This window comes from Streptomyces araujoniae (genome assembly GCF_050871195.1).
GTDB classification, from domain to species: Bacteria; Actinomycetota; Actinomycetes; order Streptomycetales; family Streptomycetaceae; genus Streptomyces; species Streptomyces bacillaris.
Genome location: NZ_CP194070.1, coordinates 4,329,944 through 4,354,564, shown reverse-complemented (window position 1 = coordinate 4,354,564; position 24,621 = coordinate 4,329,944). Strand labels below are relative to the sequence as shown.

Here is a 24,621-nt window from a genome sequence, read left to right as displayed (position 1 = left end):
GGCTACTCCTTGGGGGCGAAGCGGGTCAGGAGGTCCCGGGGGATGACGACGAACGTTTCGTGTTCGCCAACGTCCCGGAGCTGCGCCAGGTCTTCGGGGTTGGTGAGCTGGTCGCCCTGGACGACGATGTCGCCGGTCTCTACGACCTCGTACAGGGTGGGGCAGTTGCCGTGCTCGGAGGTGGTGCCGATGAACCTGAGCGTCACAACAGGGGCTCCGTTCTCGCAGGTGAGGCACCAGCATGCAGGCGACCGGACGACCGCGGGGGACGGTTGCGCGAGATTGCGCGCGAGGCTCTCCGTGGACCTACGCCCCTTGTTGCCCGGGTACGGATGCGACGACAACGGACTGCGGCGGGGCTGGCGGCTGTGGTCCGGCGACCATGGCTTGCACGAGTGCGGAGAGGATTTCCCCCCGCTGCTCCTGGGTGAGGTCTCCGTCGGCGACGAGTCGTTCCGCGGCGAGGTAGCGGGAGAGTTCGAGGGGCTGGTCGAAGTAGGACCGCAGGTGGGTGGCGGAGGCTTCCTGGGAGCGGATGAACGTCTTGGCGACGTACCCGGCGAGGGCGGCTGAGACGGCACCGAGTCCGCCGGCGACGATCGCGACGGCGGTGGTGCTGGCCCAGACGGCGATGCAGGCGAAGACGACGAGGAGGAGGAACCCGGCTCCCATGGCGACTTGGGCGTTCCGGAACGACGTCTTGGCCTGGCCGGTGGCGATCTGGTGGTAGAGGTCGAGACGGGCGTGGGTGGTGTCCCACAAGGCTGCCAATTCCAGGGGGGAGCGGCGAGCAGGTTCTGCACTTTCAGAGCCTCTCTGCCCTGGCGGGACGACTGGGTCTGCATCTGTGTCGCCCGTGGGAGTTGGGTTTGTCTGGCCGCTGCGGATTGCCTCTGCGAGTGCGGCTTCGGCACGCGTCAGGCGCTCTCGGCTTTCGCTGACAGCTGTCCCCTCGTCTGGGGTCATTTTCTTCAGTGCAGAGATGGTGATCCAGACTGTGGGGAATGCAACCAGGGCGAACAGCACTGCCGCCCACAGGGGCCAGTCTTCGAACTCCCTTCCCCAATGGCTGATTCCCATGATCCCGCCAGCGATGAACAAACCCCCACTCGCCAACATGGCGAGCATGTGCCGCATGGACGGTTGACGACTGCGCGAATCAGGGGTCGGCTCTGGGGTGTTCTGCGGTGGCATGGACCAAGAGGATGCCGGGCCCGTGCCGGGGCGTCCACCGGTTCCGGTGAACCCGGCGGTGGCGAGCCGGCGACACGGCGGCTCGGCCGCAGCCTGTACCCCCCAAGGTGCTGCGGGCGACAGGAGCCCCGACCACTCGCGCGGTCGGGGCTCCATTTTCGATTCCAAGGCAGATAAGCAAATGAACCTGTGATTCATTTGTCAGAGCGCCACATCGACTTCACTGCATAGGTTCCTTCACTCCGCACCTCCAGCAGCCTGCGCCTGGTCGTAGTCGGCGAGCATCCCCTGAGCCCGGAACCTGGCCACCTCGTCCGTGTCCATCAGCGCCACGTGATCAGCGGTGAACTGCCAGCTGGCCCGCTCGGGGGCCGGAGCCGACGCGTCCGGCGGGGGCGGCACCACCTCGTGGCCCGCCATGTACGCGGTCAACTTCCCCGCCTTCGCCGCCGCATCGATCTCCGCCGCCGACATGACCTTCACCGCAGCCGCACCCAACTGCGGCACCGGGCGCCCCGTCTCCGGATCCGTCGGCACCTTGTACGGCAGAGCGTGTGTCGGCGGCGCACTCAGCTGCGCCTCCAGGTCATCGAGACGCCCCTCACGACGCGCCTCATCCATCTGCCACGGCGTCATCCCGACCACGTCGGTCGCCTTCAGCTGGTCAGTCATCGCTGCGCCCCCTTGGCCGCCGCGTCCAGCCGCTGGGCAAGCAGCCGCGACATCGGGTGAGAGGACGGCTCCGGGTCCGCATACCCCTGCGCCCGCCGCCCCGGGATCAGCGTCCGCCGGTGCCGCTCCCCCTCGATCACAGTCAGCAGCGCGCCGCCGTCGAGGTGATCCTGATTGGTGTCGTACCGGACCCCGCCGACCTCGAACACCACCCACGAGCCCGCATGGTGATGGACCCGGTCCAGCATCCCCAGTTCGAGGAACGCCTTCGCGTGGCGGACCACGGCCGCCTGCCGGGCATCCCCCAGCCGATGCACCCGCTCGATCGCTTGCAGCGCCTCCTCGCAGGCCTCCGCCAGACGCTCCGGGCTCAGGGCCTCCAGCTCCTCCGCAGCCGCCCGCACGGCCGCCTCCTGCCGCTCCCGCCGCTCCGCCGCCTCAGCCCGCTTCAGCTTCCGCTCGGCAGCCTCCTGCCGCAGCTCCGCCACCCGCAGCACCCCGTACTGCTCGCCGAGGGCCGTCGCCTCCGCCACAGCCTCGCCGTTCCGCACCTGCTCTTCGAGGCCGTCGATCAGCCCCTGGAGTTCGGCGATCTCCGCCTTCGTGTCGGCCAGCTCCCGCTGTGCTTCCGTCAGTTCCACCGTCACGCTGCACGCTCCGTCTCTGGGGCGACGATCGCCGCCTCGGCCACCAACCAGATCGGGCCGACCTTCCGGCCCTGGAGGCGGCCAGCACGGGCCAGGCGCCTCACGTAGCCCTCGGAGCAACCCAGTTCGCGGGCTGCATCCGCAGTGCTGATCTCCACACTGACCGGCCGTTCAGCAGAAGTTCCGGGGGCGGAACCCTCCTCGGCCTCGGCCCGCTCCGCCGCCAACGCCAACGCCCAGAACAAGCTGCTCACCGATGACGGCACCGCCCCTTGGTCCGACTGCAACCGGGCCCCCACATCCCGCAGAAGCACCCGCAGCACCGGACCCGCCAACGCGGCCGGGATCGTCACCGAGCCGTCCGGGCGCAACAGCCGGCGGGCCGCCGCCTCAACGTCAGGCCGCATCCGAACCACCCCCCTGGAGCGCGAGGATCTGAGCCCGCAACCCGGCGCACACCACCGCCCGCCGCTCCGGACCCTGCACCTCCGGCGCAATCGACTTCAACGCCAGATCGGCAAGGCCGGCGACCAACAGGATCAGGTCGTCAATCAGGAGATCGTCGATGAACGCGTCAACGTCCGCGTTCCTGCTCTCGGCCACCAACGCCAGCAAGGCCAGGATCCGCAGGTGTATCTCGTCGTTCGTCACACCGAACCACCGTCCTCGACCTGGTCGACGTCCTCCGCCGCCGCCACACCCAACGCGGTGGCCAGCTGGCCGAGCATCGACTTCGCCGCCTCGGTGCCCGTCGCATCGTCCTTGTCGACCGCGACCAGACGGACGTGAGTGGACGCCAACGCGGCAACCGCCTTCGCACCGTCGAGGAAGGCCCGGTTGTCGTCGGCACCGTGCATCCGCTGCCGGGCCGCCTGCACGTCATCGGGCATCGACGTCGCCAACCCCAACCGGGCCGCCTTCAGGTCAACGACCCTGGCCTGCACCGCCGCCGCAGTCGCCGACCGGTCGAAGCTGACCTTCTCGCCCTCGCAGATCCGACTCACGGACGCGGTCGACACTCCCGTCCGCCGGGTGATCTCGTTACGCGCCACACCCTGGCGGGCCAGGCTCAGCACCTCTTCCCGCTTGTCCTCGGGAATGGGAATCGCAACACCCATCAGACTTCTCCTCTCCGTGGCGCCCTCGCGCGAAAGGGCTGTACTGGTACAGGCGGCATCAGGTCGAAGCGCTCTGTCTGGCCGTTTCGCGCTGTTCGGTCAGGTAGCTCTGGACGACGTACTCGGCTGATCGGGACAGGGCCTTGCGGTAGCAGCGGGGGCAGGCTTTGGCGGGGTTGCCGCCTTTGTGGGGGCATTCCTTGCGGATGGTGCGGTTGATGTCGGTGAGCTGCCGGGCGTTGGCGAGCAGTGATTCCGGGCTGGGTGTGATGGGCCGCAGCCCGGTGCGTTTCACGAGGGCCTGGCTACTGGGGGTGAAGGGCATCTTGGCGCCCATGCGCTGAGGGCAGGTGGCCTTCATCTGGGTGACGACTGCGCTGACGATGCCTTTGCCTCGGTGTTCGGGTTCGAGGTAGACGAGTTCGAGGGCGTAGTTGTGTGGGTCGATGGCGCAGAAGCCGGCGATCTGGTTGCCGCATCGGATGAGGAGTGTGTTGAGGTGTGCGGCGACGGGGAGTCCGGGGGCGTAATCGCCGATGCGGTCGAACTCTTCGTGCAGGTAGCCGCGGTGAAGTTCGATGATGGCCCGAACGTGGGTGTAGGAGTTCGGGTTGAACTCGGTGGTGGTGGCGTGGTGAGCGGCGAGTATCTGCCGGGGGTTCATGGTGTCTCCGTTGTCGTGGGGGCCTGGCGAGTCATGCCGCGTCGCACCCGGGGTGCATGGTCTGGCCGTCTTCGAGGGGTTCGAAGGGGCCGCCGCATCCGGCACAGGTCGGGAGATTAGAGAGGCGCTGCATTTCAGCGTCCATAGCGTCCCTAGCGTCCATCGGTTGGCGTTTGCGCAGGTCAGACACGTTGCTTGGGGTGGACGCTGTGAACAGGTCAGCGTCCACGTCAGCGTCCCTAGCGTCCATGCGGCCCTGGGGGGTGGACGCTGTGGCACCTTCGCTAGCGTCCACCCCATTAGTGCTGGTCATAGGCCCTTTTCTGTCCGTGCTGGACGCTGTGGACGCTGTGGCGGACCTTCTCTCTGCTGATGCTGTGAGCTTGTAGAGGCGCTGTCGTTTCGGGGCGGGGCCGCGCTGGGAGTCGTCCACCTCGATCCCGATGGTCCGCAGTGCGGGGGCGAGCCGCTTCAACTGCCCGCCGGCCCGCGTCGAGTCCTTGGGCCACTTCTTCGGCAGCTTGTCCGGGGTGGCGACACTGTCGAGGATCTGCTGAGTCGTGAGGGTCAGCCCATCGGGGCCGGCTTGGTCGACCAGGGCGAGGACGGCTTGCGCGAACGGCTCGCCGTCGAGGACGTCGGCCACGGCATCGCGGGCGCTGGCCCGGTAGCTGCCCATGGTGTCCCAGCCCTTGACCTGGTCGACGGCGGCGAGGATGCGGGCGAAGTCGGCCATCCGGGGGCGCTCTGTCAGTACGACGTCGGGCAGCACCTTGAGCACCTCGGACAGCAGGTCGAACAAGGACGCCAGGATGGAAGCGTGGGCGTCGGCGTATGCCTCGTCCATCTCGTTTTCCTCGCGCCTCTTGGCGTCCGGAATGGTGTGGAGCTCGATCGTCACCAGGCGTTCGGCGAGGTCGCCTGCGAGGGCGCCTGCGTCGATGGTGGTCATGGCGAGGACCCGGCGGAACTCCAGTACGACGACGTCGTCGTCGGTGTAAAGGGCCCGGTCGACGATGCCGTCTCCGGTTACTGCACGGCAGAGCGCATCCGAGAGCCAGTCGGGGATGACGGAGACGTTGTCGAGGCACAGGGCCCAGGAGTTGAACGCCTGTGTGGCCCATGCCTTGATGTCCCGGGGCGCGGTTCGCTTGGGGGCGCCGGACGGGTCGATGATCCCGATGACCATTTTCGCGGCGTAGGACTTACCGGTGCCCTGCTCGCCTCTGAAGGTGAGGATGGGGTGGGGCAGGTCGGGGATGAAGCAGGCGACCAGCCAGGCGGTGAGGAGCCGGAAGCCTTCGTCGTCGGTGTTGAGCAGGGACTGGAGCTTGGCCAGGCCGTCGCCGTCCTTGATGGGTTCGGGCAGGGGCTTCATGGCGCCGGAGCGGCGGAAGAGAACGGGCGGTGACGGTTCGCGCTGCCACCCGTCCGGGCCGATCGAGACGCAACGCCCCTCGGGGGTCGCCAGGTCCACGATGATGCGTTCTCCGTGCCGGGCGACCCGGATGTGGAGCGGGCGCGGTTCGGCTTCTGCGGCGACGCCCTCAAGGACCGTCATCGCGTCGGCCAGTGCGGACTGCGAGGGCACGGAGCCGCCGTTGGCGTCGGTGAACTGGCGGGCGAGGCGGGACCGCAGACCGGCCTTTCCTCGCAGGGCATAGACGGTGGTCGCCCCGACCTTGTCGACGCCATAGGGGCGTCCGTCCTCGGACATGAACAGGTCGTATCGTTCCCGTGCCAGTGCGGCCAGCTGCGACGCCTGCGAGGGTCCGCGGCCCTTCTCGCCCGGGGCCGGCGGTTCATCGGCAACTCCGGCTTGCGCGAGGAGTTCACGCGCCTTGGCGTCGATGTCGTTCTGGTCCTCGTCGCTCATGGGCGGTTCCTCGTCGGTGCGTTGCGGGCGCTGGATACGGTGCGTTCTGCGGCCCGGTCGGGGTGCCCAAGGGACACAGCTGCGTCGACCAGGGCCCGGCTGATGGCGTCGGCGTCGGTGCCGGTTTCGTAGGCGCGGCAGGCAGCCCAGTACAGGCGGTTGTTCAGCTCCCCCTGGCCCGACTCAAGGACGAACTTGACGAGCCCCAGCAGTGCCGCACCGCGGCGCGGGCCGGGCATCGTCGGCATGGGGAGCCGGGGCTTCGGGGGCGGTGTGAGCGTCAGCGGGACCAGGGCGTCGGGGAACTCTGCGACCGGGTGGGCGTGGGCGACGGTGTACGCGCCTTTGGTGGTCATCGACCCCGGGCCGATGAGGTATCCGCCGTACCCGCGCACATCAATGCCGGGGCCAAGCTTGCTGGCGCTGTTCTGCACGGGCGCGCCTGCCGGGCCGATGAACCAGCGGTGCTGCCCCCCGGACGCTGTGGCGATGGTGGTGGTGTCCGGGATGGTGACCCCGTACTGCTCGGCTAGGCGGATGAACGCTGCTACGCCGTCGACACCGTTCTTACGGTCGAGGTCGACGCCGAGCAGCGGGTAGTCCCCACGGCCGCAGGCGACCCCGTACCCGGCCGCATAGGGAGCGGCGGCGAACATGTCGGCAAGTCGGTCCGGGTCGTTGGTGGCGTCGTGGACGCCGTGCCCGAACCGACCGCACTCGCCGCGGCACCGGGGGGCGCCAGGCGGGTCGTTGCGGTGCGGGCTGCGGAGCGCGGGCAGTTTCATGCGCGTGGTGGGGAAGACGTGATAGCCACGCTCCTGCATCCGCAGGGCGTATTCCAGGGGTGTCATGCTGCGGACCTCCCCCGTCGGGGTTCCAGCAGGTAGACGGCGCCGCACGGGGCGGTCTTCTCTCCCAGGCTGATGTGCCGGTGCCAGCCGCGGCATTGCGGGCAGCGCGCGGCGTACTCGATGCGTCCTGCGGTGACGACGGCGACAGGGCGGGCAATGAGCGATACAGTCTTCTCAGTCCCAGTGTTGAAGAGGACGTCTTGCCGATCGCCCCGGGTTGCCCCCCGGGGCTTCGTGCTGTGTCGGCTCATGCGGCGTTGCCACCCGCCTCTACGGTCTGGTCGTTCAACCACCGTTCGACGCTGCTACGCCGGTACTTGATGCGCCCAGAGCGGCCGGGGCCGACCTTGATATAGGCGGGCCCCAGTCCCTGCCACCTGTAATTGGCCAGGGTCTGCGCGGTGAACCCGTACTCGGCCTGCACCTCCTTCGGACTCATCAGTTCGTCTCGAATGGGCTGCCCGGGTGATTGCGGAGACGTCTTGTCAGCCATCTCGTTTCCTTCCAGCCGTACATGTTGCACGTTAGGACCATGTGGTGCCATGCTGCACCCATGACCCAGATAGTAACGGATAGCCGCAGCATTACAAGGCGAACCTTGGTGCGTAGGCTGATGCCCATGGCAGAGCAGCAGAAGGGCCGACGCAGCATCGAGGTCGGGCCCACAGGGCGAACGGTCGCCAGCAACCTCGTGCGTCTCCGGAAGCGGGCGGGTTACACGACCCGCCAGCTTGCGACCCTCCTGGAGCAGGCAGGGAGGCCCGTTCCCGCTTCCGGAATCACGCGCATGGAGAAGGCCGAGCGGGTAGTTACCGCCGACGATTTGGTGGCGTTCTGCATCGCGTTCAAGGTGTCACCAGCAGCCTTTCTACTGCCCCTGAAAGACTCCCCTCGGGACGCGGTTGAGGTCACCGGCGCGGGCGTCGTACCTGCTGACGCAGCGTGGGCATGGGCGAGCAATAGGCGCCCACTGATGACGCCGTCGAGCGAAACCGCCCGGACTGCCGAGTCGGAGTACGCCCTTGCATCGCTCCCCCCCACAGCCCGCGAGGCACGCCTGCACCCGGTCGGCCGGGCGATCGAGGCCGCTCGCGACGACGTGACCCGCCTGGCCTCTTACGCCGGCTGGTCCGTCGAAGGGGACAGCGACCAGGAGTTCGCCGATCTGCTCGACCAGGCCCGCACGTCCCTGGACCGGGCGCGCGCCGAGGTCGACCGGATCGCCGTCGAGCGCGACGAGTTGACCCGCTTCCGCGATGGGGCCAGGTCTAAGACTGGGGAGGGTGGCGGCGATGGCCAGAGTGTGGATTGAGGATCGGGAGAACCACGCCGACTACCTGGAGGCGATGGAGAAGTAGCAGGAAGCGAAGCGGAAGGGCAGTAAGCGGAAGCCGCCGGGGCGGTGGCGGGTCCGCTGGTACGGGCCGGACGGCAAGGGCAAGGCTGCCACGTTCGGGAAGCTCCCGCAGGCCGAGGCCGAGATGCACGCCATCACCGCCCGCCTCGACAAGGGGTCCTACCGGGACCCGAAGTCGGGGAAGGCCGCGACGAAGATTGTGGCCGAGGAGTGGTTCACGTCGAAGCGGAAGATCGGTCGGACGACCCGCCGGGACTACCGGGAACTTCTCGACAACTACGTCATCCCGAAGTGGGGGGACTGGCAGGTCGGGGCGATCCAGTGGGAGGACGTCTCGGCGTGGCTGACGGAGTTGGAGACGAAGCCCGGCAAAGGCGGGGGCATCCTCGGGGCGGCCCGGATCATCAAGGCGTACCGGGTGCTGTCGATGGTGATGAAGCACGCCGTGTTCTCGAAGCGGATCAGCTCCAGTCCTTGCCACGACCACGAACTTCCCCGGCCGGACGATGAGGACGAGCACGTCTACCTCACCTACGACCAGCTGGAGCGCCTGGCCCTGGCCGCTGGTGAGTACCGGCTGATGATCCTGACCCTGGGGTACAGCGGGATCCGGTGGGCCGAGGCGTCCGCGATCAAGACGGGGCGCCTCCAGGTGCCAAAGCGGCGCATCCGGATTGTCCAGAATTACACCGATGTGGGCGGTGTGCTGGAGTTGGGTCCGGTGAAGAACCACGAGAAGCGCAGCGTGCCGATCCCCCGGTCGTTCGCCGACGAGCTGGGAACCCTGGCCCGGGACAAGGCGACGGGTGACCTGTTGTTCACGGCTCCGGAGGGCGGGCCGCTGCGCTACAACAACTTCCGCAACCGGGTCTTCGATCCGGCGGTGAAGGCGGCCGGGCTGGGCGGCATGGGGATCACCCCGCACAAGCTGCGGCACACCGCGGCTTCGCTCGCCATCGCGGCCGGCGCCGACGTGAAGGTGGTCCAGTTGATGCTGGGGCACAAGGACGCGTCGATGACGCTGAACATCTACGGGCACTTGTTCCCGGACCGGCTCGATGAGGTCGCGGATGCTCTCGATGCGGGCCGACTCGTCGCACTGGCGATGAAGGATGCGCCGCTCGCGACGGCTGCCTAGCCGAAGCAGGGTGTACTAAATGCGTATGGGCCCCCGGGGTGATCTTCCCCGGGGGCCCATCGTGTACCGCGTCTCACCTGCGGTTTCCCTCTCGGGCCCCCTGTCGGATTCGAACCGACGACCTACGCATTACAAGTGCGTTGCTCTGGCCAGCTGAGCTAAGGAGGCGTGCCGGAGCAGTGTAACCAACCGGACACCCGCGCCGTCCACGGATTCTCTGTGCCCCGGACTACTGACAGAACGGAAAACGCCAGGTAGCGTCACGGCAGGTTCATCTCATTGGACCAGACCACTCCCTACTCGGATCGTCCGGCACGTTCCTGCCGGTGGAGGAGAAGATTCAGCATGGCCAGTGTCACGTTCGACAAGGCGTCCCGCGTCTACCCCGGCTCCACGAAGCCGGCTGTGGACCAGCTCGAGATCGACATCGCGGACGGTGAGTTCCTCGTCCTCGTCGGCCCCTCCGGCTGTGGCAAGTCGACCTCCCTGCGCATGCTCGCGGGTCTGGAGGACGTCAACGGCGGCGCGATCCGCATCGGTGACCGCGACGTCACGCACCTGCCGCCGAAGGACCGGGACATCGCCATGGTGTTCCAGAACTACGCGCTCTACCCGCACATGTCCGTCGCGGACAACATGGGCTTCGCGCTGAAGATCGCCGGGGTGAACAAGACCGACATCCGGGCGAAGGTCGAAGAGGCCGCCAAGATGCTGGACCTCACCGACTACCTGGACCGCAAGCCGAAGGCGCTCTCCGGTGGTCAGCGCCAGCGTGTGGCGATGGGCCGGGCCATCGTGCGTGAGCCGCAGGTCTTCCTCATGGACGAGCCGCTGTCGAACCTCGACGCCAAGCTGCGTGTCTCCACCCGTACGCAGATCGCCTCGCTCCAGCGCCGCCTCGGCATCACCACCGTCTACGTCACCCACGACCAGGTCGAGGCCCTCACCATGGGCGACCGGGTCGCGGTGCTCAAGGACGGGCTGCTCCAGCAGGTCGACTCGCCGCGCAACATGTACGACCGCCCGGCCAACCTCTTCGTCGCCGGCTTCATCGGCTCCCCCGCCATGAACCTGGTCGAGGTCCCGATCACCGACGGCGGCGTGAAGTTCGGCAACAGCGTCGTCCCGGTCTCGCGCGAGGCGCTGACGGCCGCCGCGGACCGCGGCGACACCACCGTCACGGTCGGCATCCGCCCCGAGCACTTCGACATCGTCGAGCACGGCGGCGCCGCCGCGAAGGCCCTGACCAAGGACGCCTCGGACGAGCCGGCCGGTCTCGCGGTCTCCGTGAACGTCGTCGAGGAGCTGGGCGCCGACGGCTTCGTCTACGGCTCCACCCAGGTCAGCGGCGAGCACAAGGACCTGGTCGTCCGTGTCGGCGGCCGTGCCGTGCCGGAGAAGGGCACCGAGCTGCACGTCGTCCCGCGCCCGGACGAGCTGCACGTCTTCGCGACCTCGACCGGTGAGCGCCTCACCAACTGACGCCCGCGAGAACCGACACCCGCGAGAACTGACGCGAACGGCCCCGCCTCCCCCTCCCGGGGACGCGGGGCCGTTTGCGTGGCGCGGGGCCGGTTCGGGTTTCGTGGCGGGGAGGCGTCAAATACCCCGGCACACAGGGCATTTCCCCCCGCCCCGTCAACCTGGCATTCGAAAGGACGCGTCGAACCATCCCCCGGGCGGGTGACGAAATGTCGTCATGCCATCACCGACCGCTACGCTCGCTGCGTGACCCACACCGCTCGGCGCATCGGCCGATCCTTCGCCCTCGTCCTGCCCGTCGTCATGGTGCTCTCCGGGACCCTCGCGGTCACCAGCGTCCAGTGGGCGGCCACGGACAACGACTCCACGCTACTGGCCGCCTCCTCGGAGACCGTGTCCAAGCCCGCCAAGCCCCGCGCCCCGCAGGACGTCCTGCGGGACAAGCTCCTCGTCGAGCTGCAGGAGAAGGACCCGGGCACCGCGCTCACGAGCCTCCAGCGCGCCGTCGAGCAGCGGCCCTCGCTCGCGCAGCACTGCATGTCGATCGCCAAGGCGCTCGGCAAGGCCGCGGTCGAGCAGTACGGCCCGTCGCGCGCCCAGCGCTTCTCCCGCCCGGTCTGCGACACGTCGTTCGCCTCCGGGGTCGCCCAGTTCAGCTGAGCGGAGCCGAGCCGCGTACGTACGGCCCCCACACCCCGCGTACGTACGCCTTCCTCCGTGCGGAGCCGCCGTCACCCGGCCGTCATCGGGCAACGGCGGCTTCTGCGCGCCCGCACCGCATATCGTGCCTGCCATGCATACGTATCCGACGCAGGCCGTCATCCTCGCCGGCGGTCAGGGGTCCCGGCTGCGGCCGTACACCGACGACCGCCCGAAGCCGATGGTCGAGATCCCGGGTACCGGGACCCCGATCATCGGCCATCAGCTGTCCTGGCTGGCCGCCGAGGGCGTGACCGACGCCGTGGTCTCCTGCGGCCATCTCGCCGAGGTGCTCCAGGAGTGGCTGGAGTCCGCCGTGCTGCCGCTGCGGGTCACCACCGTGGTGGAGAAGGAGCCGCTGGGCCGTGGCGGCGGGCTGAAGTACGCGGCGCAGCGGCTGCCCGATCCGGAGCAGCCCTGGTACGCCACGAACGGGGACATCTGGACCCGGTTCTCGCTGCGGGAGATGGCCGCGTTCCACGCCGAGCGGGACGCCACCGCCACCCTGGCCCTCGCACGGCCCCGGATCCCGTGGGGCGCGGTGGAGACGGACGCGTTCGGGCACATCACTGACTTCATCGAGTCGCCGCCCTCGCCGTATCTGATCAACGCGGGCGTGTACGTGTTCTCCCCGGCCTTCACGGGGATGCTGCCGGACCGGGGCGACCACGAGCGGACGACGTTCCCCCGGCTGGCCCGTGAGCGCCGGCTGGCCGGGTACCCGCTGCCCCACGGGGCGTACTGGCGGGCCATCGACACGGCGAAGGACCTCACCGAGGCGGCCCGCGAACTGGGGGCCCAGGGCGGCGCCTGATCGCGCCCACCTCCGCGCGCCATTCCGTACGGCACTCCGTGCGGCGCACCGCGCGGCTTTCCGTACGGCTTTCCGTACGGCTTTCCGTACGGCTTTCCGTACGGAAAGCCGTACGGGAGAAGCAGGAGCAAAGAGGCGGCCCCTCCCATCCGGAGTCCGGGTGGGAGGGGCCGCCCCTCTCGTTCTGTGCCGCCGGTCAGCCGAGGAGGCCGCCGATGGGGTTGCGGCCACCGCCGGTGGAACCGCCCGGCGGGGTGTCGCCGCCGCCTCCGGAGGCGGGCGGGGCCTCGGGCTCCGAGCCGCCGCCCGTGGAGCCGTCGCCGCCGGTGGAGCCGGAGGAGGTCGGGCCCGCGCTGGTGGCGGCGGGGGGCTGCTGGGGGGTGGTCTGCTGCGGGGGCTCCTGGCCGGTGCCCTGGGTCTGGCTGGGCTGGGCCTCAGCACCGGCGGTCTGGCCGCCGCCGGAGTCGCGGGTGGCGCCGGGGGTGGTCTGGCCGGAGGCCGGGGTGGTGCTGGCCTCGCCCGAGGGGGTGGGCTCGGGGCTGCGCTCCTGCTCCTGCGGGGTGCGGGAGGCCTGGCGCTCGCCGGTGGACTCCTGGGGGAGCGGCATGCCCGGGAGGCGGTTGGTGGGGTAGTCGTTGCGGCCGGGGACGGTGACGACCTCGGCGGAGCGTACGGCACCGCCGAGGATGGAGCCGATGAGCAGGGTGAGGCCGATGACGACGGAGGCCACGACCGCGCCGCGGCGCAGGACGCGGCGGCGCAGGTCCCAGATCAGGGAGCGCGGGCCGAGGGTGCGCCAGGCCTCCCCGGCGAGCCGCCCGTCCACCGAGTAGACCGGGGCACCCGCGATGATCAGCGGGCTCCAGGCGGCCAGCAGGATGATGTCGGGGGCGTCGTAGACGGGGACCGTACGCCAGCTGACCGTCACCAGCAGGGCGGCGGAGAGCAGGGCGCCGACCGAGGCGGCCACACGCTGCCAGAGGCCGAGGACGGTGAGGACGCCGACGACGACCTGGAGGAAGGCGACGGTGAGCCCGGCGCCGACGGGGTGGGAGAGGGCGAAGTCCCGCAGCGGTTCGGCCGCGGCCCAGGGGTTGAGGGCGGTCAGCCACTTGACCATGGAGCCGCGCTCGCCGCCGTCGAAGTAGACGGGGTCGCAGAGCTTGCCCATGCCGGCGTAGATGGAGATGAAGCCGAGCAGCACCCGCATGGGGAGCAGGACGACCCCGAGGTTCATCCGGTGGCCGGGGTAGTACGCGTGCCGGACGGGGTCGTTGCCGTGGCGGCGGGCGCGGGACTCGGCGGTGTCCTCGTAGTCGTCGTCACCGTCGGGGCCGGTGGCGGTCGGCGCCTCGTCGACGGAGTCGTACGCGCCGACGGCCTGGCGCATCGGCGGCAGGAGGGGGCCGGTCCGCCCGGGCTGGTGCGGTGCCGTGAGTACGGGGTTGGGCTGGGTCTCCTCCAGGAGCGGGATGACCTGGGTGGCGCCCGCCGCGTGGCCGTCGGCCGCACCGGCGGTGAGGGCCGGGTCGAGGTGGCCGGCGGTGGAGTTGCGCACGGCCTGGAGGAGGCCGGTGGCGCCCGGGTCGCCCGGGGCCGACCTGCCGCTCCAGACGACCGGCGCCCGCCTGCGGCCGGCTCCGGCGCGTGCACCGGCTCCGACTCCTGCGGCGGCGCCGGCCCCGCTCATGGCGGGGATGCGGGCCGTGTCCGCGAGGCCCCGCAGCCGCGCGCGCTGGCCCGGGGCGAGCTGCACCCGGAAGCTGGCGTGGTTGACGATGACCTGCGCGGGGTCGCTGTCCACCTTGGTCATGCTCAGGGCGGGTTGCTCGTCGAACCGAGGCGTTCTGGTGTCCACACTCATCTAACCGAGTGATGGGTGGTTAGGACACTGCCTTGACAGCCCTGATGTGTCCGAGACCCGTCAAGATCCGGCCAAACCCGGGCATCCTGGAACCCTGTTCGGCGTTCGCGCGTCAACTCGGTGAACGGAAAGGCCCGTTACCGGGGAGATGATCACGCGAACGCCGTACGGAGACGCGCTCGCCACCGGAGCCTAGGCGCGGCGGCGCGCCACCTCGTAGAGCACGATGCCCGCCGCGACACCGGCGTTGAGCGACTCAGCACCGCCCGGCATGGAGATCCGGACGCGGTAGTCGCAGGTCTCGCCGACCAGCCGGCCGAGCCCCTTGCCCTCGCTGCCGATGACGATGACGACCGGGCCGTCCAGCGCCTCCAGGTCCTCCACCGTGTGCTCGCCGTCGGCGGCCAGGCCGACGACGGTGAGGCCCGCCTTCTGGTAGCCCTCCAGGGCGCGGGTGAGGTTGGTGACCCGGGAGACCGGGGTGCGGGCCGCCGTACCGGCCGAGGACTTCCACGCACCGGCCGTCATCCCGGCCGCGCGGCGCTCGGGGACGACGACGCCGTGGCCGCCGAAGGCGGAGACCGAGCGGACGATCGCGCCGAGGTTGCGGGGGTCGGTGACCCCGTCCAGGGCCACGATCAGCGGGTCCTCGTGGTTGTCCTGCGCGGCGACGATCAGGTCGTCCGGGTGCGCGTACTCGTACGGCGGGACCTGGAGGACGAGGCCCTGGTGGTTCAGGCCGTTCGTCATCCGGTCCAGCTCGGGGCGCGGGGCCTCCATCAGGTTGATGTTGCCGCGCTCGCCCGCGAGCTTGAGGACGTCCCGGACGCGCTCGTCGTTGTCGATGAACTGCTGGACGTACAGCGTCACGGCGGGCACGCCGTCGCGCAGGGCCTCGTAGACCGGGTTGCGGCCGACGACCATCTCCGAGGTGCCCTTCACCCCGCCGCGCCGGGGCGCGGGCCGGCGGGCGGCGGCCTGCTTGGCCTGGGCGTTGGCGACCCGGTTCTTCTTGTGCCCCTTGCGGGCGGAGGCGGGCGGGGTCGGGCCCTTGCCCTCCAGGCCACGGCGCCGGTTGCCACCGCTGCCGACCTGCGCGCCCTTCTTGTTGGACGTGCGGCGGTTCCTGCGCTGGCTGTTCCCGGCCATGATCTACCTGTTTCGTTGCTTTCAGACGTACGTACGTATAGGGAAAGTGTGCCGCCCGGAGCGCCGGGCGGCACACCCGCGGGGTGCCGCCGGAGTACTCAGCGCGGGCCGAGCGTCCACCGCGGACCGCTCGCGCTGTCCTCGATGACCAGTCCGGACTGGTTGAGCTGGTCGCGGATGGCGTCGGCGGCGGCCCAGTCCTTGCGGGCGCGGGCCGACTGCCGCTGGTCGAGGACCAGGCGTACGAGGGTGTCGACGACGCCGTGCAGGTCCTCGCCCCGGTCCCCCTCGCCCGCCCAGTGGTCGTCGAGCGGGTCGAGCCCGAGGACCCCGAGCATGGCCCGGACCTCGGCGAGGCGGGCGACGGCGGCTTCCTTGTCGTCGGCGGCGAGCGCGCTGTTGCCCTGGCGGACCGTGGTGTGGACGATCGCGAGGGCCTGCGGCACGCCCAGGTCCTCGTCCATCGCCTCGGCGAAGGCGGGCGGCACCTCGGCGGCGGGGGCGACGGTCTCCCCGGCCTTCTCGGTGACGCGCTGGACGAAGCCCTCGATCCGCGCGAACGCGGACTCGGCGTCGCGCAGGGACTCCTCGCTGTACTCGATCATCGATCGGTAGTGCGGGGTGCCCAGGTAGTAGCGCAGGACGATGGGGCGCCAGTGCTTCACCATCTCGCTGACGAGGACGGAGTTGCCGAGCGACTTGGACATCTTCTCGCCGGCCATGGTGACCCAGCCGTTGTGCACCCAGTAGTTGGCGAACTCGTCGCCGTACGCCACGGCCTGGGCGATCTCGTTCTCGTGGTGCGGGAAGATCAGGTCGATGCCGCCGCCGTGGATGTCGAAGGCCGAGCCCAGGTACTTGTGGGCCATGGCCGAGCACTCCAGGTGCCAGCCGGGACGGCCGCGGCCCCAAGGGGTCTCCCAGCTGGGCTCGCCCTCCTTGGCCGTCTTCCACATGGCGAAGTCGCGCGGGTCGCGCTTGCCGGTCTCGCCCTCGCCCGAGGGCTGGCGCAGGTCGTCCAGATCCTGGTTGGAGAGGGAGAGGTAGCCGGGGAGGGACCGGACGTCGAAGTAGACGTTGCCGTCGGCCTCGTAGGCGTGGCCGCGCTCGATCAGGCCGCGCATCATCTCGATCATCTCGGTGATGTGGCCGGTGGCACGGGGCTCGTAGGTGGGCGGCAGGCAGCCCAGCGCGTCGTAGCCGTCGTTGAACGCGCGCTCGTTCTCGTACCCGATCGACCACCAGGGGCGGCCCTGCTCGGCCGACTTCTTGATGATCTTGTCGTCGATGTCCGTGACGTTCCGGATGAACGTCACGTCGTAGCCGCGGTACGTGAACCAGCGGCGCATGATGTCGAAGTTCAGCCCGGAACGGATGTGCCCGATGTGCGGTGCCGCCTGGACGGTAGCGCCGCAGAGGTAGATCGAGACACAGCCCGGCGTGAGCGGGACGAAGTCACGGATCTGCCGGGCGCTGGTGTCGTGCAGGCGAATAGTCACGCCTCAAGGGTAGTAGGCCGACACCAGTGCCCCGCGACCCTTGGACGATCGCGGGGACAACTTTCTGATACCGGCTGGTCCGGGGCGTCTCCTGAGGGGCGGTCGGGGGGCGGTTCTGTTGGATCGGGTGCTGTTCCGGTCGGGTTCAGGGAGCGTTCCGGGCGTGTTCCGGGGGCGCTCCCGGCGTCCTCCCGGCCTTCGGGCGCGGCGCTCGCGGTTCCGGGCCGCGCCCGAAGACGCCTGCGGGGGCTGCCGGCGTCGCGCTCAGATACGCCCGACGACCTTGCGCGGGGTGATCCGGACCACGACCCGGGGCGCGTCCTCGGCGGCGTTCGCGTTGAACTCCGCGTACCGCTTGCCGGTGTACTTCAGCGACAGGTCGTCGATCAGCTCCTGGCCGCCCTCGGTGGTCAGCTCCGCGCGGCCGCGGATCTCGGCGTACACGTACGGGTTGTCGGCCGGCTGGACGACGACGGTGACGCGCGGGTCGCGGCGGAGGTTGGTCTCCTTGCGGCGGCCGACCGTGGTGGAGATCAGGACGTCGTCGCCGTCGCGCTTCACCCAGACCGGGGAGACCTGCGGGCTGCCGTCCGGCTGGATGGTGGCGATGGTGACGAAGACCGGGGTGTCGAGTAGGTCCTTGAGCTCGGTGGAGAGTGCGGCGGTCATGACGTACGTCCTCCTGATGGCCGGGGTGGTGCGGTGCTCCTACCCCCAACCCCGTACCGACTCCGTTCCTTCCCGCCGCATCCCGCCGAACGGGTGAATGAGCGGGTGCGGACGGAGGCGGTACGGGGTGCGCCGCGTGGGCTGCGCCTTCCCGCGCCGGGCGGACCGCAGCAGGACGGCAGGCGGTCAGCGGGCCCGGTAGACCAGTGCCGTCGCGATCCCCGCGAGCCCCTCGCCGCGCCCGGTGAAGCCGAGCCCGTCCGAGGTGGCGGCGGAGAGCGAGACCGGGGCGCCCACGGCGGCCGAGAGCACCTTCTGCGCCTCGTCCCGCCGCTTGCCGATCTTGGGGCGTACGCCGACGACCTGGACGGCGACGTTCCCGATCTCGTACCCCTCGGCGCGGACGATCCGGGCGGCCTCGGCGAGCAGGGTGACGCCCGCGGCGCCGGACCACTCGGGGCGGCCGGTGCCGAAGTGCTGCCCGAGGTCGCCGAGACCGGCGGCGGAGAAGAGCGCGTTGCAGGCGGCGTGGGCGACGACGTCGGCGTCGGAGTGGCCGGCCAGGCCGGGGCCCTCGCCCTCCCACTTCAGCCCCGCGCACCAGAGGTCGCGGCCCTCCTCGAAGGCGTGGATGTCGGTGCCGATCCCGACGAGCGGGACGATCGGGGCGCCGGAAGCCACGGGGGGCGCGGCCGGGGTCTCAGAAGCCATCGTGGGCCCTCCTGCGGGCGAGTACCGCTTCGGCCAGCACCAGGTCGAGCGGGCGGGTGACCTTGAACGCCTCTTCGTGGCCGGGGACGACGACGACCGGCTCACCGAGGCGTTCGACCATGCCGGCGTCGTCCGTGGCGCCCTCGCCGTCCAGCGCCACCTCGGCGTGGGCGCGGACGAGGGTCTCCCGGTCGAAGCCCTGCGGGGTCTGCACGGCGCGCAGCCTGGCCCGTACGGGGGTGGCGAGCACCGGCTCGGGCTCTCCGGCCACCACGCCGGGCTCGACCTCCTTGACGGTGTCGGCGAGGGGCACGGCCGGAACGACGGCGTGCGCCCCGTTCCGTACGGCCCCGACCACCGAGTCCACCGTCTCCACGGGCACCAGCGGGCGGGCGGCGTCGTGGACCAGGACCACGGAGACGTCCTCGGGCAGCGCGTCGAGGCCGAGGCCCACGGACTCCTGGCGGGTGTCGCCGCCGGGCACGACCAGGTAGTCGGTGTGCTCGGGCAGGGAGTGCTCGTCGAGGAGGTGCTTGACCTCGGGCGCGCCGTCCGGCGGGGCGACGACCACGACGAGGGAGACGGCCCGGGAGGCCGCCATGGCGCGTACGGCGTGGATGAGCATGGGCGTGCCGCCGAGCGCCCGGAGGGCCTTGGGGGCGCCGGGTCCGAGCCGTATGCCCCGCCCGGCCGCGGGGATCACCGCGGCGGTACGGAGGGGGCGCGGCCGATCGGGCGGGGGTGGCGTCGAGGTCATCGATTGCACTCCGAAGGTCCGAGGGTTCGGCAGGTTTGTTTCCACGGGCGACGTGGGTAGGGGCCCAGCAAGCCGGGCGCGACGCCCTCTGGCTTGACCCGGGCCCCTTCCGTGACACCCGGTCGAGCGTGGAGCGGAGTCGCGGCGGCGATCAGCGTACGGGGGTGGCCGGTGCGGGCACACCGGTGGTGGGGCGGGTACGACCGTTCCCGTTTCCCGGCACGGCCGTCGGCCGCGACCGTCCCCGGAACGGACCGGAACCCTTGCCGGAACGTCCGGGCGTGAGCCGGAGCAAGCGTGAGCCGGAAATCGGGCTTCCGGGTCTGACCGGTCCAGCTCTGCGCGGTCCGGAGACGCGGAACCTGAACGGGCCCGGAGGTGCGAGCAGATCCGGCCGTGCACCCGGGTCCGAACATGCCGCAGCACCCGACGACGCACCGTGAAAACGGCTGGTCAGCGGGCACTGCGGCACATTCTTACGACCGGTCGTCCACCATCTACCGCGTGGACCGGTCCGCGATCCGGTTCAGGACGCGAGAACCTCGTCGAGCAGGGCCTCGGCCTTGTCCTCGTTCGTGTTCTCCGCGAGAGCCAGCTCGCTCACCAGGATCTGGCGGGCCTTGGCGAGCATGCGCTTCTCTCCGGCGGAGAGACCGCGCTCGCGCTCACGACGCCACAGGTCACGCACCACTTCAGCGACCTTGATGACATCGCCCGAGGCGAGCTTCTCCAGATTTGCCTTGTAACGCCGGGACCAGTTCGTCGGCTCTTCGGCATACGGTGCGCGCAGCACCTCGAAGACCCGGTCCAGCCCCTCCTGCCCGACCACGTCGCGCACGCCCACGAACTCCGCATTGTCCGCCGGCACACGAACCGTCAAGTCGCCCTGGGCGACCTTGAGCACCAAGTAGGTCTTGTCCACGCCTTTGATCTGGCGAGTTTCGATAGCCTCGATCAGCGCGGCCCCGTGATGGGGATAGACCACGGTGTCGCCAACCTTGAACGTCATGTGACAGGTACCCCTTCCGTGGCTATCCAGAGTAACACGAGAATCGACTCCCCTGAATGGCGTTTTCGCAGGTCAGGGCATATCTCAGGGCTTGACAACAGCAACACGGACGTGCTGCGGAAGGCTTGCGGAGGACGGTATCCGCAGGTCGGAGCGGCTGCACGACCGGAAGGAAACACTCCCGTCACACGGCCCGGAAGCCCCACAGAAGAGGGCGAAAGTCCCGTTTTGTCGGGTTCGGCGGGGTGAACTTTACCTACTCCGTACGATCCTCGATCACCCGTACGGAGGTAAGTGCGCGCGCCCAATGGAATTGATCAAGCCTCGCCCCTTCTCGGCACCTTCGGGACCTCTTCCGCGGCCCCTTTCCCGGGGGAACCGGGGGAATGCGCCGCGCGAGGAGGAATTGATCACCGGGATTATGTGAACAGCGCGTGACACGTACGCCACCGATACGCCCGCCGACCTGCCACGACCGCCCGGCGCACCCCCGGGAGGCGTGCGACACCCCCGTAGAGGCGGGTCGGGTGCGGGGCGGGAGCGGCGGCTCGGTAGCCTAAGGCCGCTGACACACCCTTAGGGCGGCTTTACGTCACCCCTTCCCGGCCGTCCTCGGGGGCGCTCAGCACCCGTACGACGCCCGACGTCCGAAGTCCGCAGTCCGATCGTTCAAGGAGTTGCCGCCGCCGTGAGCCGCAGCCTTCGACACGGCGCCCTCGCCGCCACTGCCATCGCGTTCTCGATCGTCTCCCTGTCCGCCTGCGCGGCGGGCAACAACGCCGAGACGCTCAAGGTCAGGCCGGACAACGCCGCCACCTCGGTGGGCACCGTCAAGGTCCAGAACGTCAACGTGATCACGCAGGCCGACACCGAGGCCGAGGGCCCCGCCGTGGTCGCCGCGACGCTGTTCAACGACGGCACCGAGAACGAGGTCCTGGAGAGCATCACGCTGCCCGGCACCGACGTCCAGGTGAAGCTGCAGGCCGCGCAGGGCAGCGGCCCCGTCGAGGTCCCGGCCGGAGGCCGGCTCGTCCTCGGCGGCGAGGGCAACGCCTCCGCCGTGATCGCGGAGGGCCGCGAGGCCGCCCAGGACGGCAACGTCCAGCAGATCGTCTTCAAGCTGAGCCGCACCGGCGACGTCGGCCTCGGCGCGACCGTCGTCCCCGCGGAGGGCTACTACAAGGACTTCGGCCCGAGCGCGCTGCCCGCGTCCCCGGCCCCGAGCGCCACCCCGGAGGCGACCGGCTCCCCGACTCCGGGCGCTTCCGAGACCCCGGCCGGTGAGACCCCGGCCACCGGCGACTCCCCGGAGACCGCGACGGCCGGGACGACCGGCTGACGCCACCCGCGTACGTACGCGGACAGGCACGCACACGAGAGGGGCGCTTCCCGGCCGGGGAGCGCCCCTCTCGTGTCGCCTTCTCGTGCGTGTCGCCTTCTCGTGTCAACGCCGTCCCCCGACGACGCCGGCCCGCGGTCTACGGCTCGAACTTGTACCCCAGGCCCCGCACGGTGACGAGGTAGCGCGGGGCGCCCGGGTCGGGCTCGATCTTGGCGCGCAGGCGCTTGACGTGGACGTCGAGGGTCTTGGTGTCGCCCACGTAGTCCGCGCCCCAGACCCGGTCGATGAGCTGCATACGGGTCAGCACGCGCCCCGCGTTGCGCAGGAGCATCTCCAGGAGGTCGAACTCCTTGAGCGGCAGGTCGACCTTGCCGCCCGAGACGGTGACCACGTGCCGGTCCACGTCCATGCGGACGGGACCCGCCTCCAGGGCCGCCGGAGTGACCTCCTCCGGCTCCCCGCGGCGGCGCAGGACGGCACGGATACGGGCGACCAGCTCGCGCGAGGAGAAGGGCTTGGTGACGTAGTCGTCGGCTCCTATTTCGAGGCCGACGACCTTGTCGATCTCGCTGTCCTTGGCGGTGACCATGATCACCGGGACGTTGGAGCGGCTGCGGAGCTGGCGGCAGACCTCGGTACCGGGCAGGCCGGGCAGCATCAGGTCGAGCAGGACCAGGTCGGCGCCGTTGCGCTCGAACTCGTCCAGGCCGTCGGGGCCGGTCGCGGCGATGGCGACCTCGAACCCTTCCTTGCGCAGCATGTAGGACAGGGCGTCGCTGAAGGATTCCTCATCCTCGACGACAAGCACTCGGGTCACGGAAGAGCCTCCGGGGCGGGGAAGGGGTCATAGGAGTCGGTCTCGAACGGGGGGCTGTCCTTGCCGCCGACGCCGTCGACGTCGTTGACGATAAGGAGTCCGCCGGTGGTGCGCTCCCTCACGGCGCCCGATTCGGGCAGCCGGAGGGTGAAGGTGGAGCCCTGTCCCTCGGAGCTCCAGACGGTGACCTCCCCGCCGTGCGAGGCGGCCACGTGTTTGACGATGGCGAGGCCGAGACCGGTGCCACCGGTGGCCCGTGAGCGGGCGGGGTCGACGCGGTAGAACCGCTCGAAGACCCGCTCGCGGTCCTTCTCGGAGATGCCGATGCCCTGGTCGGTCACGGCGATCTCGATCAGGTCCCCGCCCGGCGAGGCCATCCGGCGGGCGGCGATGCCGACGCGGGTGTGGGCGGGGCTGTAGTTGACGGCGTTCTCGACGAGGTTGCCGAGGGCGCCGACGAGCTGGCCGCGGTTGCCCCAGACCGTGAGGCCCTCGGCTCCCGCGGAGGCCATGGTGATCTGCTTGGAGCCGGCCTGCTGGCGGCAGCGGTCGATCGCCTCGGCGACCAGCGTCTCCACCTTGACCGGCTCGGCGTCCTCCAGGGGGTCGTCGTTCTGCACCCGGGAGAGGTCGATGAGTTCCTGTACGAGGTTGGTGAGCCGGGTCGCCTCGATCTGCATCCGCCCGGCGAACCGCTCGACCGCCTCCGGGTCGTCGGAGGCGTCCATGACCGCCTCGGAGAGCAGCGAGAGCGCCCCCGTGGGGGTCTTCAGCTCATGGCTCACATTGGCGACGAAGTCACGCCGGACCGCCTCTATGCGGCGGGCCTCCGTGAGGTCCTCGACCAGGAGCAGCACCAGGCGGGAGCCGAGGGGGGCGACCCGGGCGGAGACGGCGAGGGTGTCCCCGCGGCCGGTGCCGCGCCGGGGGAGGTCCAGCTCGACCTGCCGTATCTCGCCGTCCCGCCGGGTGTCGCGGGCCATGTTGAGCATCGGCTCGACGGCGAGGCGACCGCCTCTGACCAGGCCCAGCGCATAGGCGGCGGAGCTGGCCTTGACGACGCTGTCGCTCTCGTCGAGCACGACGGCCGAGGAGCTGAGCACGGAGAGGACGGTGTCCACGCCGGGCGGCAGAGCGGCGTTGCCGTCGGGCCGCAGTGACGTACGCGTGGGCCGTTTCAGGTCGCGCTCGCTCCAGCGGAACGCCAGCATGGCGATCACACCGGTACAGAGACCGGCGATCGCTGCAGCTGCGGCGACCGCCGCGTTCACGTCCATGCTTCAAGGTTATGCGGGTGCGCCGACACTCTCCCAGCCGTCCGAGTGCCATCTCGAACACTCGTCGCCCAGAGTTCACCGAGGGGTAGGAGCCGGTTCACTTAGGGGGCCGGATACGGACGCGTTCGACCCCCACCGTGTCACCGTGGGGGTCGGTCCGAGACCCCGGCCTCAGTTGGAACTGGAGAGGGACTTCCATGCGCGACGCTTACCACGAGGAACTCGACTCGATCGGAGAAGACCTGGTCGAGATGGCACGGCTGGTCGGTTCGGCGATCGGCCGGGCGACCACGTCCATGCTCGACGCCGACCTGAAGCTCGCGGAGAGCGTGATCGCCGGCGACCAGAAGGTCGACGACCTCCAGCACGACCTGGAGGCGCGCGCGATCGCCCTCCTCGCCCGCCAGCAGCCCGTGGCGACCGATCTGCGGATCGTGGTGACCTCGCTGCGGATGAGCGCCGACCTGGAGCGCTCCGGCGACCTCGCCCAGCACGTGGCGAAGCTGGCCCGGCTCCGCTTCCCGCAGTCGGCGGTCCCGCACGACCTGCACGCCACCATCCTGGAGATGGGCCAGCTCGCGCAGCGGCTGATGGCCAAGGCGGCCGAGGTCATCATCACCAAGGACGTCGACCTGGCGCTCCAGCTGGAGCAGGACGACGACGAGATGGACCTGCTGCACCGCACGCTCTTCAAGCACCTGATGGACGACCGCTGGAAGCACGGCATCGAGACGGCCGTCGACGTGACGCTGCTGGGCCGCTACTACGAGCGGTTCGCGGACCACGCGGTCTCGGTGGCCAAGCGCGTCGTCTACCTGGTGACGGGTGAGCACGCGGACGAGATCCAGGCGACGACCCCGGTGGAGGGCTCGTAGGACCGCTGAGGACCGCTGCGGCGCCCTCATCCCGCCCTTCTCCTCCGGGACCGACGCACGGCGTCTCTCCTCCGGGACCGACGCACGGCGTCCGGGCTCGCACGGGCCCACGCGCCCCTCACGCGCTCCCGGCGCACGCG

27 protein-coding genes and 1 tRNA gene are annotated in these 24,621 nt (G+C 70.2%); 7 read left to right on the top strand and 21 right to left on the bottom strand.

From position 1 onward, the window contains the following. Positions 1-2: 2 nt before the first annotated feature. The 11 genes from ACQ9ZG_RS18620 to ACQ9ZG_RS18570 form a co-directional block, all read right to left on the bottom strand. Positions 3-206 carry a hypothetical protein gene (locus ACQ9ZG_RS18620; RefSeq protein WP_097886722.1) on the bottom strand — a complete coding sequence of 68 codons (204 nt, stop codon included), beginning with the start codon at positions 204-206 and terminating at the stop codon, positions 3-5. 100 nt (positions 207-306) lie between these two features. Beyond that, positions 307-771 carry a TRADD-N-associated membrane domain-containing protein gene (locus tag ACQ9ZG_RS18615; RefSeq protein WP_258312125.1) on the bottom strand — a complete coding sequence of 155 codons (465 nt, stop codon included), beginning with the start codon at positions 769-771 and terminating at the stop codon, positions 307-309. A gap of 660 nt (positions 772-1,431) precedes the next feature. Further along, entirely contained in the window at positions 1,432-1,866 is a 435-nt protein-coding gene (locus ACQ9ZG_RS18610) for a hypothetical protein (protein WP_109915141.1), read from the bottom strand. Then, the gene (locus ACQ9ZG_RS18605) at positions 1,863-2,513 is read right to left on the bottom strand and encodes a hypothetical protein (protein ID WP_109915140.1); all 651 of its coding nucleotides are present in this window, start codon (positions 2,511-2,513) and stop codon (positions 1,863-1,865) included. The genes ACQ9ZG_RS18610 and ACQ9ZG_RS18605 overlap by 4 nt, the downstream gene beginning before the upstream one ends. Next, positions 2,510-2,920 carry a helix-turn-helix domain-containing protein gene (locus ACQ9ZG_RS18600; protein ID WP_181398206.1) on the bottom strand — a complete coding sequence of 137 codons (411 nt, stop codon included), beginning with the start codon at positions 2,918-2,920 and terminating at the stop codon, positions 2,510-2,512. Before ACQ9ZG_RS18600 ends, ACQ9ZG_RS18605 begins: the two co-directional genes overlap by 4 nt. Continuing rightward, a complete protein-coding gene (locus tag ACQ9ZG_RS18595; RefSeq protein ID WP_109915138.1) occupies positions 2,910-3,164 on the bottom strand; it encodes a hypothetical protein in 255 nt (84 codons plus the stop codon). Before ACQ9ZG_RS18595 ends, ACQ9ZG_RS18600 begins: the two co-directional genes overlap by 11 nt. Continuing rightward, positions 3,161-3,631 carry a helix-turn-helix domain-containing protein gene (locus ACQ9ZG_RS18590; protein WP_109915137.1) on the bottom strand — a complete coding sequence of 157 codons (471 nt, stop codon included), beginning with the start codon at positions 3,629-3,631 and terminating at the stop codon, positions 3,161-3,163. Before ACQ9ZG_RS18590 ends, ACQ9ZG_RS18595 begins: the two co-directional genes overlap by 4 nt. Positions 3,632-3,689: 58 nt before the next feature. Beyond that, on the bottom strand, positions 3,690-4,295 hold the full coding sequence (locus ACQ9ZG_RS18585) for a GNAT family N-acetyltransferase (RefSeq protein WP_109915136.1): 606 nt from the start codon (positions 4,293-4,295) through the stop codon (positions 3,690-3,692). Positions 4,296-4,326: 31 nt separating this feature from the next. Continuing rightward, positions 4,327-6,171 carry an AICE element replication initiation protein gene (locus ACQ9ZG_RS18580; protein WP_219995605.1) on the bottom strand — a complete coding sequence of 615 codons (1,845 nt, stop codon included), beginning with the start codon at positions 6,169-6,171 and terminating at the stop codon, positions 4,327-4,329. Beyond that, positions 6,168-7,022: a bifunctional DNA primase/polymerase gene (locus tag ACQ9ZG_RS18575; protein ID WP_258312124.1), complete on the bottom strand. Its 855-nt coding sequence runs from the start codon at positions 7,020-7,022 to the stop codon at positions 6,168-6,170. Before ACQ9ZG_RS18575 ends, ACQ9ZG_RS18580 begins: the two co-directional genes overlap by 4 nt. Positions 7,023-7,269: 247 nt before the next feature. Next, entirely contained in the window at positions 7,270-7,515 is a 246-nt protein-coding gene (locus ACQ9ZG_RS18570; protein ID WP_109915134.1) for a helix-turn-helix transcriptional regulator, read from the bottom strand. 126 nt (positions 7,516-7,641) lie between these two features. Between ACQ9ZG_RS18570 and ACQ9ZG_RS18565 the strand changes: the two genes are divergently transcribed. Further along, the gene (locus ACQ9ZG_RS18565) at positions 7,642-8,334 is read left to right on the top strand and encodes a helix-turn-helix domain-containing protein (RefSeq protein ID WP_146225676.1); all 693 of its coding nucleotides are present in this window, start codon (positions 7,642-7,644) and stop codon (positions 8,332-8,334) included. A 169-nt stretch (positions 8,335-8,503) separates the two neighbouring features. After that, entirely contained in the window at positions 8,504-9,517 is a 1,014-nt protein-coding gene (locus tag ACQ9ZG_RS18560; RefSeq protein WP_258312123.1) for a tyrosine-type recombinase/integrase, read from the top strand. A gap of 94 nt (positions 9,518-9,611) precedes the next feature. On the opposite strand, the gene ACQ9ZG_RS18555 is transcribed toward ACQ9ZG_RS18560, so the two are convergent. Further along, positions 9,612-9,685 (bottom strand) — tRNA-Thr (locus tag ACQ9ZG_RS18555). 177 nt (positions 9,686-9,862) lie between these two features. Here ACQ9ZG_RS18555 and ACQ9ZG_RS18550 point away from each other — a divergent pair. The 3 genes from ACQ9ZG_RS18550 (at position 9,863) to ACQ9ZG_RS18540 (ending at position 12,512) form a co-directional block, all read left to right on the top strand. Further along, positions 9,863-10,999 carry an ABC transporter ATP-binding protein gene (locus ACQ9ZG_RS18550; protein WP_028419530.1) on the top strand — a complete coding sequence of 379 codons (1,137 nt, stop codon included), beginning with the start codon at positions 9,863-9,865 and terminating at the stop codon, positions 10,997-10,999. A gap of 246 nt (positions 11,000-11,245) precedes the next feature. Continuing rightward, positions 11,246-11,659, top strand: a complete 414-nt coding sequence (locus ACQ9ZG_RS18545; RefSeq protein WP_018488994.1) for a hypothetical protein — start codon at positions 11,246-11,248, stop codon at positions 11,657-11,659. Positions 11,660-11,792: 133 nt separating this feature from the next. Beyond that, positions 11,793-12,512: a nucleotidyltransferase family protein gene (locus tag ACQ9ZG_RS18540; RefSeq protein WP_019762191.1), complete on the top strand. Its 720-nt coding sequence runs from the start codon at positions 11,793-11,795 to the stop codon at positions 12,510-12,512. 196 nt (positions 12,513-12,708) lie between these two features. Here ACQ9ZG_RS18540 and ACQ9ZG_RS18535 read toward each other — a convergent pair whose 3' ends face one another. The 7 genes from ACQ9ZG_RS18535 to ACQ9ZG_RS18505 all read right to left on the bottom strand — a co-directional run bounded on the left by ACQ9ZG_RS18535 (position 12,709) and on the right by ACQ9ZG_RS18505 (position 20,170). Further along, a complete protein-coding gene (locus ACQ9ZG_RS18535; RefSeq protein ID WP_232790481.1) occupies positions 12,709-14,376 on the bottom strand; it encodes a DoxX family membrane protein in 1,668 nt (555 codons plus the stop codon). A 192-nt stretch (positions 14,377-14,568) separates the two neighbouring features. Beyond that, complete coding sequence (gene rlmB / locus ACQ9ZG_RS18530; protein WP_018488991.1) at positions 14,569-15,525, bottom strand: 23S rRNA (guanosine(2251)-2'-O)-methyltransferase RlmB; 957 nt, start codon at positions 15,523-15,525, stop codon at positions 14,569-14,571. Positions 15,526-15,623: 98 nt separating this feature from the next. After that, positions 15,624-17,024, bottom strand: coding sequence for a cysteine--tRNA ligase (cysS, locus tag ACQ9ZG_RS18525; protein WP_109914554.1), 1,401 nt, complete (start codon positions 17,022-17,024; stop codon positions 15,624-15,626). A 264-nt stretch (positions 17,025-17,288) separates the two neighbouring features. Next, positions 17,289-17,693, bottom strand: a complete 405-nt coding sequence (locus tag ACQ9ZG_RS18520; RefSeq protein WP_084993374.1) for a PPOX class F420-dependent oxidoreductase — start codon at positions 17,691-17,693, stop codon at positions 17,289-17,291. A 186-nt stretch (positions 17,694-17,879) separates the two neighbouring features. Then, on the bottom strand, positions 17,880-18,404 hold the full coding sequence (gene ispF / locus ACQ9ZG_RS18515; RefSeq protein WP_028419525.1) for a 2-C-methyl-D-erythritol 2,4-cyclodiphosphate synthase: 525 nt from the start codon (positions 18,402-18,404) through the stop codon (positions 17,880-17,882). Then, positions 18,394-19,161: a 2-C-methyl-D-erythritol 4-phosphate cytidylyltransferase gene (gene ispD, locus ACQ9ZG_RS18510; protein ID WP_084993378.1), complete on the bottom strand. Its 768-nt coding sequence runs from the start codon at positions 19,159-19,161 to the stop codon at positions 18,394-18,396. The genes ispF and ispD overlap by 11 nt, the downstream gene beginning before the upstream one ends. A 526-nt stretch (positions 19,162-19,687) precedes the next feature. Next, positions 19,688-20,170, bottom strand: coding sequence for a CarD family transcriptional regulator (locus ACQ9ZG_RS18505; RefSeq protein WP_006380568.1), 483 nt, complete (start codon positions 20,168-20,170; stop codon positions 19,688-19,690). 688 nt (positions 20,171-20,858) lie between these two features. On the opposite strand from ACQ9ZG_RS18505, the gene ACQ9ZG_RS18500 reads away from it, so the two are divergent. Beyond that, positions 20,859-21,509 carry a DUF461 domain-containing protein gene (locus ACQ9ZG_RS18500; RefSeq protein ID WP_109914552.1) on the top strand — a complete coding sequence of 217 codons (651 nt, stop codon included), beginning with the start codon at positions 20,859-20,861 and terminating at the stop codon, positions 21,507-21,509. Positions 21,510-21,648: 139 nt separating this feature from the next. Here the strand turns inward: ACQ9ZG_RS18500 and phoP are convergent, their stop codons facing one another. Beyond that, positions 21,649-22,320, bottom strand: a complete 672-nt coding sequence (gene phoP / locus ACQ9ZG_RS18495) for a two-component system response regulator PhoP (RefSeq protein WP_007446453.1) — start codon at positions 22,318-22,320, stop codon at positions 21,649-21,651. Between the two features lie 5 nt (positions 22,321-22,325). Beyond that, a complete protein-coding gene (gene phoR, locus ACQ9ZG_RS18490) occupies positions 22,326-23,606 on the bottom strand; it encodes a two-component system sensor histidine kinase PhoR (RefSeq protein WP_109914551.1) in 1,281 nt (426 codons plus the stop codon). A gap of 197 nt (positions 23,607-23,803) precedes the next feature. Here phoR and phoU point away from each other — a divergent pair, with 197 nt between their 5' ends. Further along, positions 23,804-24,481 (top strand): phosphate signaling complex protein PhoU, encoded by a 678-nt coding sequence (gene phoU / locus ACQ9ZG_RS18485; protein WP_028419521.1) that lies wholly within the window; start codon positions 23,804-23,806, stop codon positions 24,479-24,481. Positions 24,482-24,621: the final 140 nt, after the last annotated feature.

What these genes read in the sequence shown, in the direction of transcription:
- ACQ9ZG_RS18570 (WP_109915134.1), bottom strand. Translation starts at nt 7,515, where the DNA reads ATGGCTGACAAGACGTCTCCGCAATCACCCGGGCAGCCCATTCGAGAC.
- phoR (WP_109914551.1), bottom strand. Translation starts at nt 23,606, where the DNA reads ATGGACGTGAACGCGGCGGTCGCCGCAGCTGCAGCGATCGCCGGTCTC.
- ACQ9ZG_RS18535 (WP_232790481.1), bottom strand. Translation starts at nt 14,376, where the DNA reads ATGAGTGTGGACACCAGAACGCCTCGGTTCGACGAGCAACCCGCCCTG.
- ACQ9ZG_RS18540 (WP_019762191.1), top strand. Translation starts at nt 11,793, where the DNA reads ATGCATACGTATCCGACGCAGGCCGTCATCCTCGCCGGCGGTCAGGGG.
- ispF (WP_028419525.1), bottom strand. Translation starts at nt 18,404, where the DNA reads ATGGCTTCTGAGACCCCGGCCGCGCCCCCCGTGGCTTCCGGCGCCCCG.
- ACQ9ZG_RS18610 (WP_109915141.1), bottom strand. Translation starts at nt 1,866, where the DNA reads ATGACTGACCAGCTGAAGGCGACCGACGTGGTCGGGATGACGCCGTGG.
- phoU (WP_028419521.1), top strand. Translation starts at nt 23,804, where the DNA reads ATGCGCGACGCTTACCACGAGGAACTCGACTCGATCGGAGAAGACCTG.
- ACQ9ZG_RS18585 (WP_109915136.1), bottom strand. Translation starts at nt 4,295, where the DNA reads ATGAACCCCCGGCAGATACTCGCCGCTCACCACGCCACCACCACCGAG.
- ispD (WP_084993378.1), bottom strand. Translation starts at nt 19,161, where the DNA reads ATGACCTCGACGCCACCCCCGCCCGATCGGCCGCGCCCCCTCCGTACC.
- ACQ9ZG_RS18580 (WP_219995605.1), bottom strand. Translation starts at nt 6,171, where the DNA reads ATGAGCGACGAGGACCAGAACGACATCGACGCCAAGGCGCGTGAACTC.
- ACQ9ZG_RS18590 (WP_109915137.1), bottom strand. Translation starts at nt 3,631, where the DNA reads ATGGGTGTTGCGATTCCCATTCCCGAGGACAAGCGGGAAGAGGTGCTG.
- ACQ9ZG_RS18575 (WP_258312124.1), bottom strand. Translation starts at nt 7,022, where the DNA reads ATGACACCCCTGGAATACGCCCTGCGGATGCAGGAGCGTGGCTATCAC.
- ACQ9ZG_RS18560 (WP_258312123.1), top strand. Translation starts at nt 8,504, where the DNA reads ATGCACGCCATCACCGCCCGCCTCGACAAGGGGTCCTACCGGGACCCG.
- rlmB (WP_018488991.1), bottom strand. Translation starts at nt 15,525, where the DNA reads ATGGCCGGGAACAGCCAGCGCAGGAACCGCCGCACGTCCAACAAGAAG.
- ACQ9ZG_RS18520 (WP_084993374.1), bottom strand. Translation starts at nt 17,693, where the DNA reads ATGACCGCCGCACTCTCCACCGAGCTCAAGGACCTACTCGACACCCCG.
- ACQ9ZG_RS18550 (WP_028419530.1), top strand. Translation starts at nt 9,863, where the DNA reads ATGGCCAGTGTCACGTTCGACAAGGCGTCCCGCGTCTACCCCGGCTCC.
- ACQ9ZG_RS18565 (WP_146225676.1), top strand. Translation starts at nt 7,642, where the DNA reads ATGGCAGAGCAGCAGAAGGGCCGACGCAGCATCGAGGTCGGGCCCACA.
- ACQ9ZG_RS18600 (WP_181398206.1), bottom strand. Translation starts at nt 2,920, where the DNA reads ATGCGGCCTGACGTTGAGGCGGCGGCCCGCCGGCTGTTGCGCCCGGAC.
- ACQ9ZG_RS18505 (WP_006380568.1), bottom strand. Translation starts at nt 20,170, where the DNA reads ATGACGTTCAAGGTTGGCGACACCGTGGTCTATCCCCATCACGGGGCC.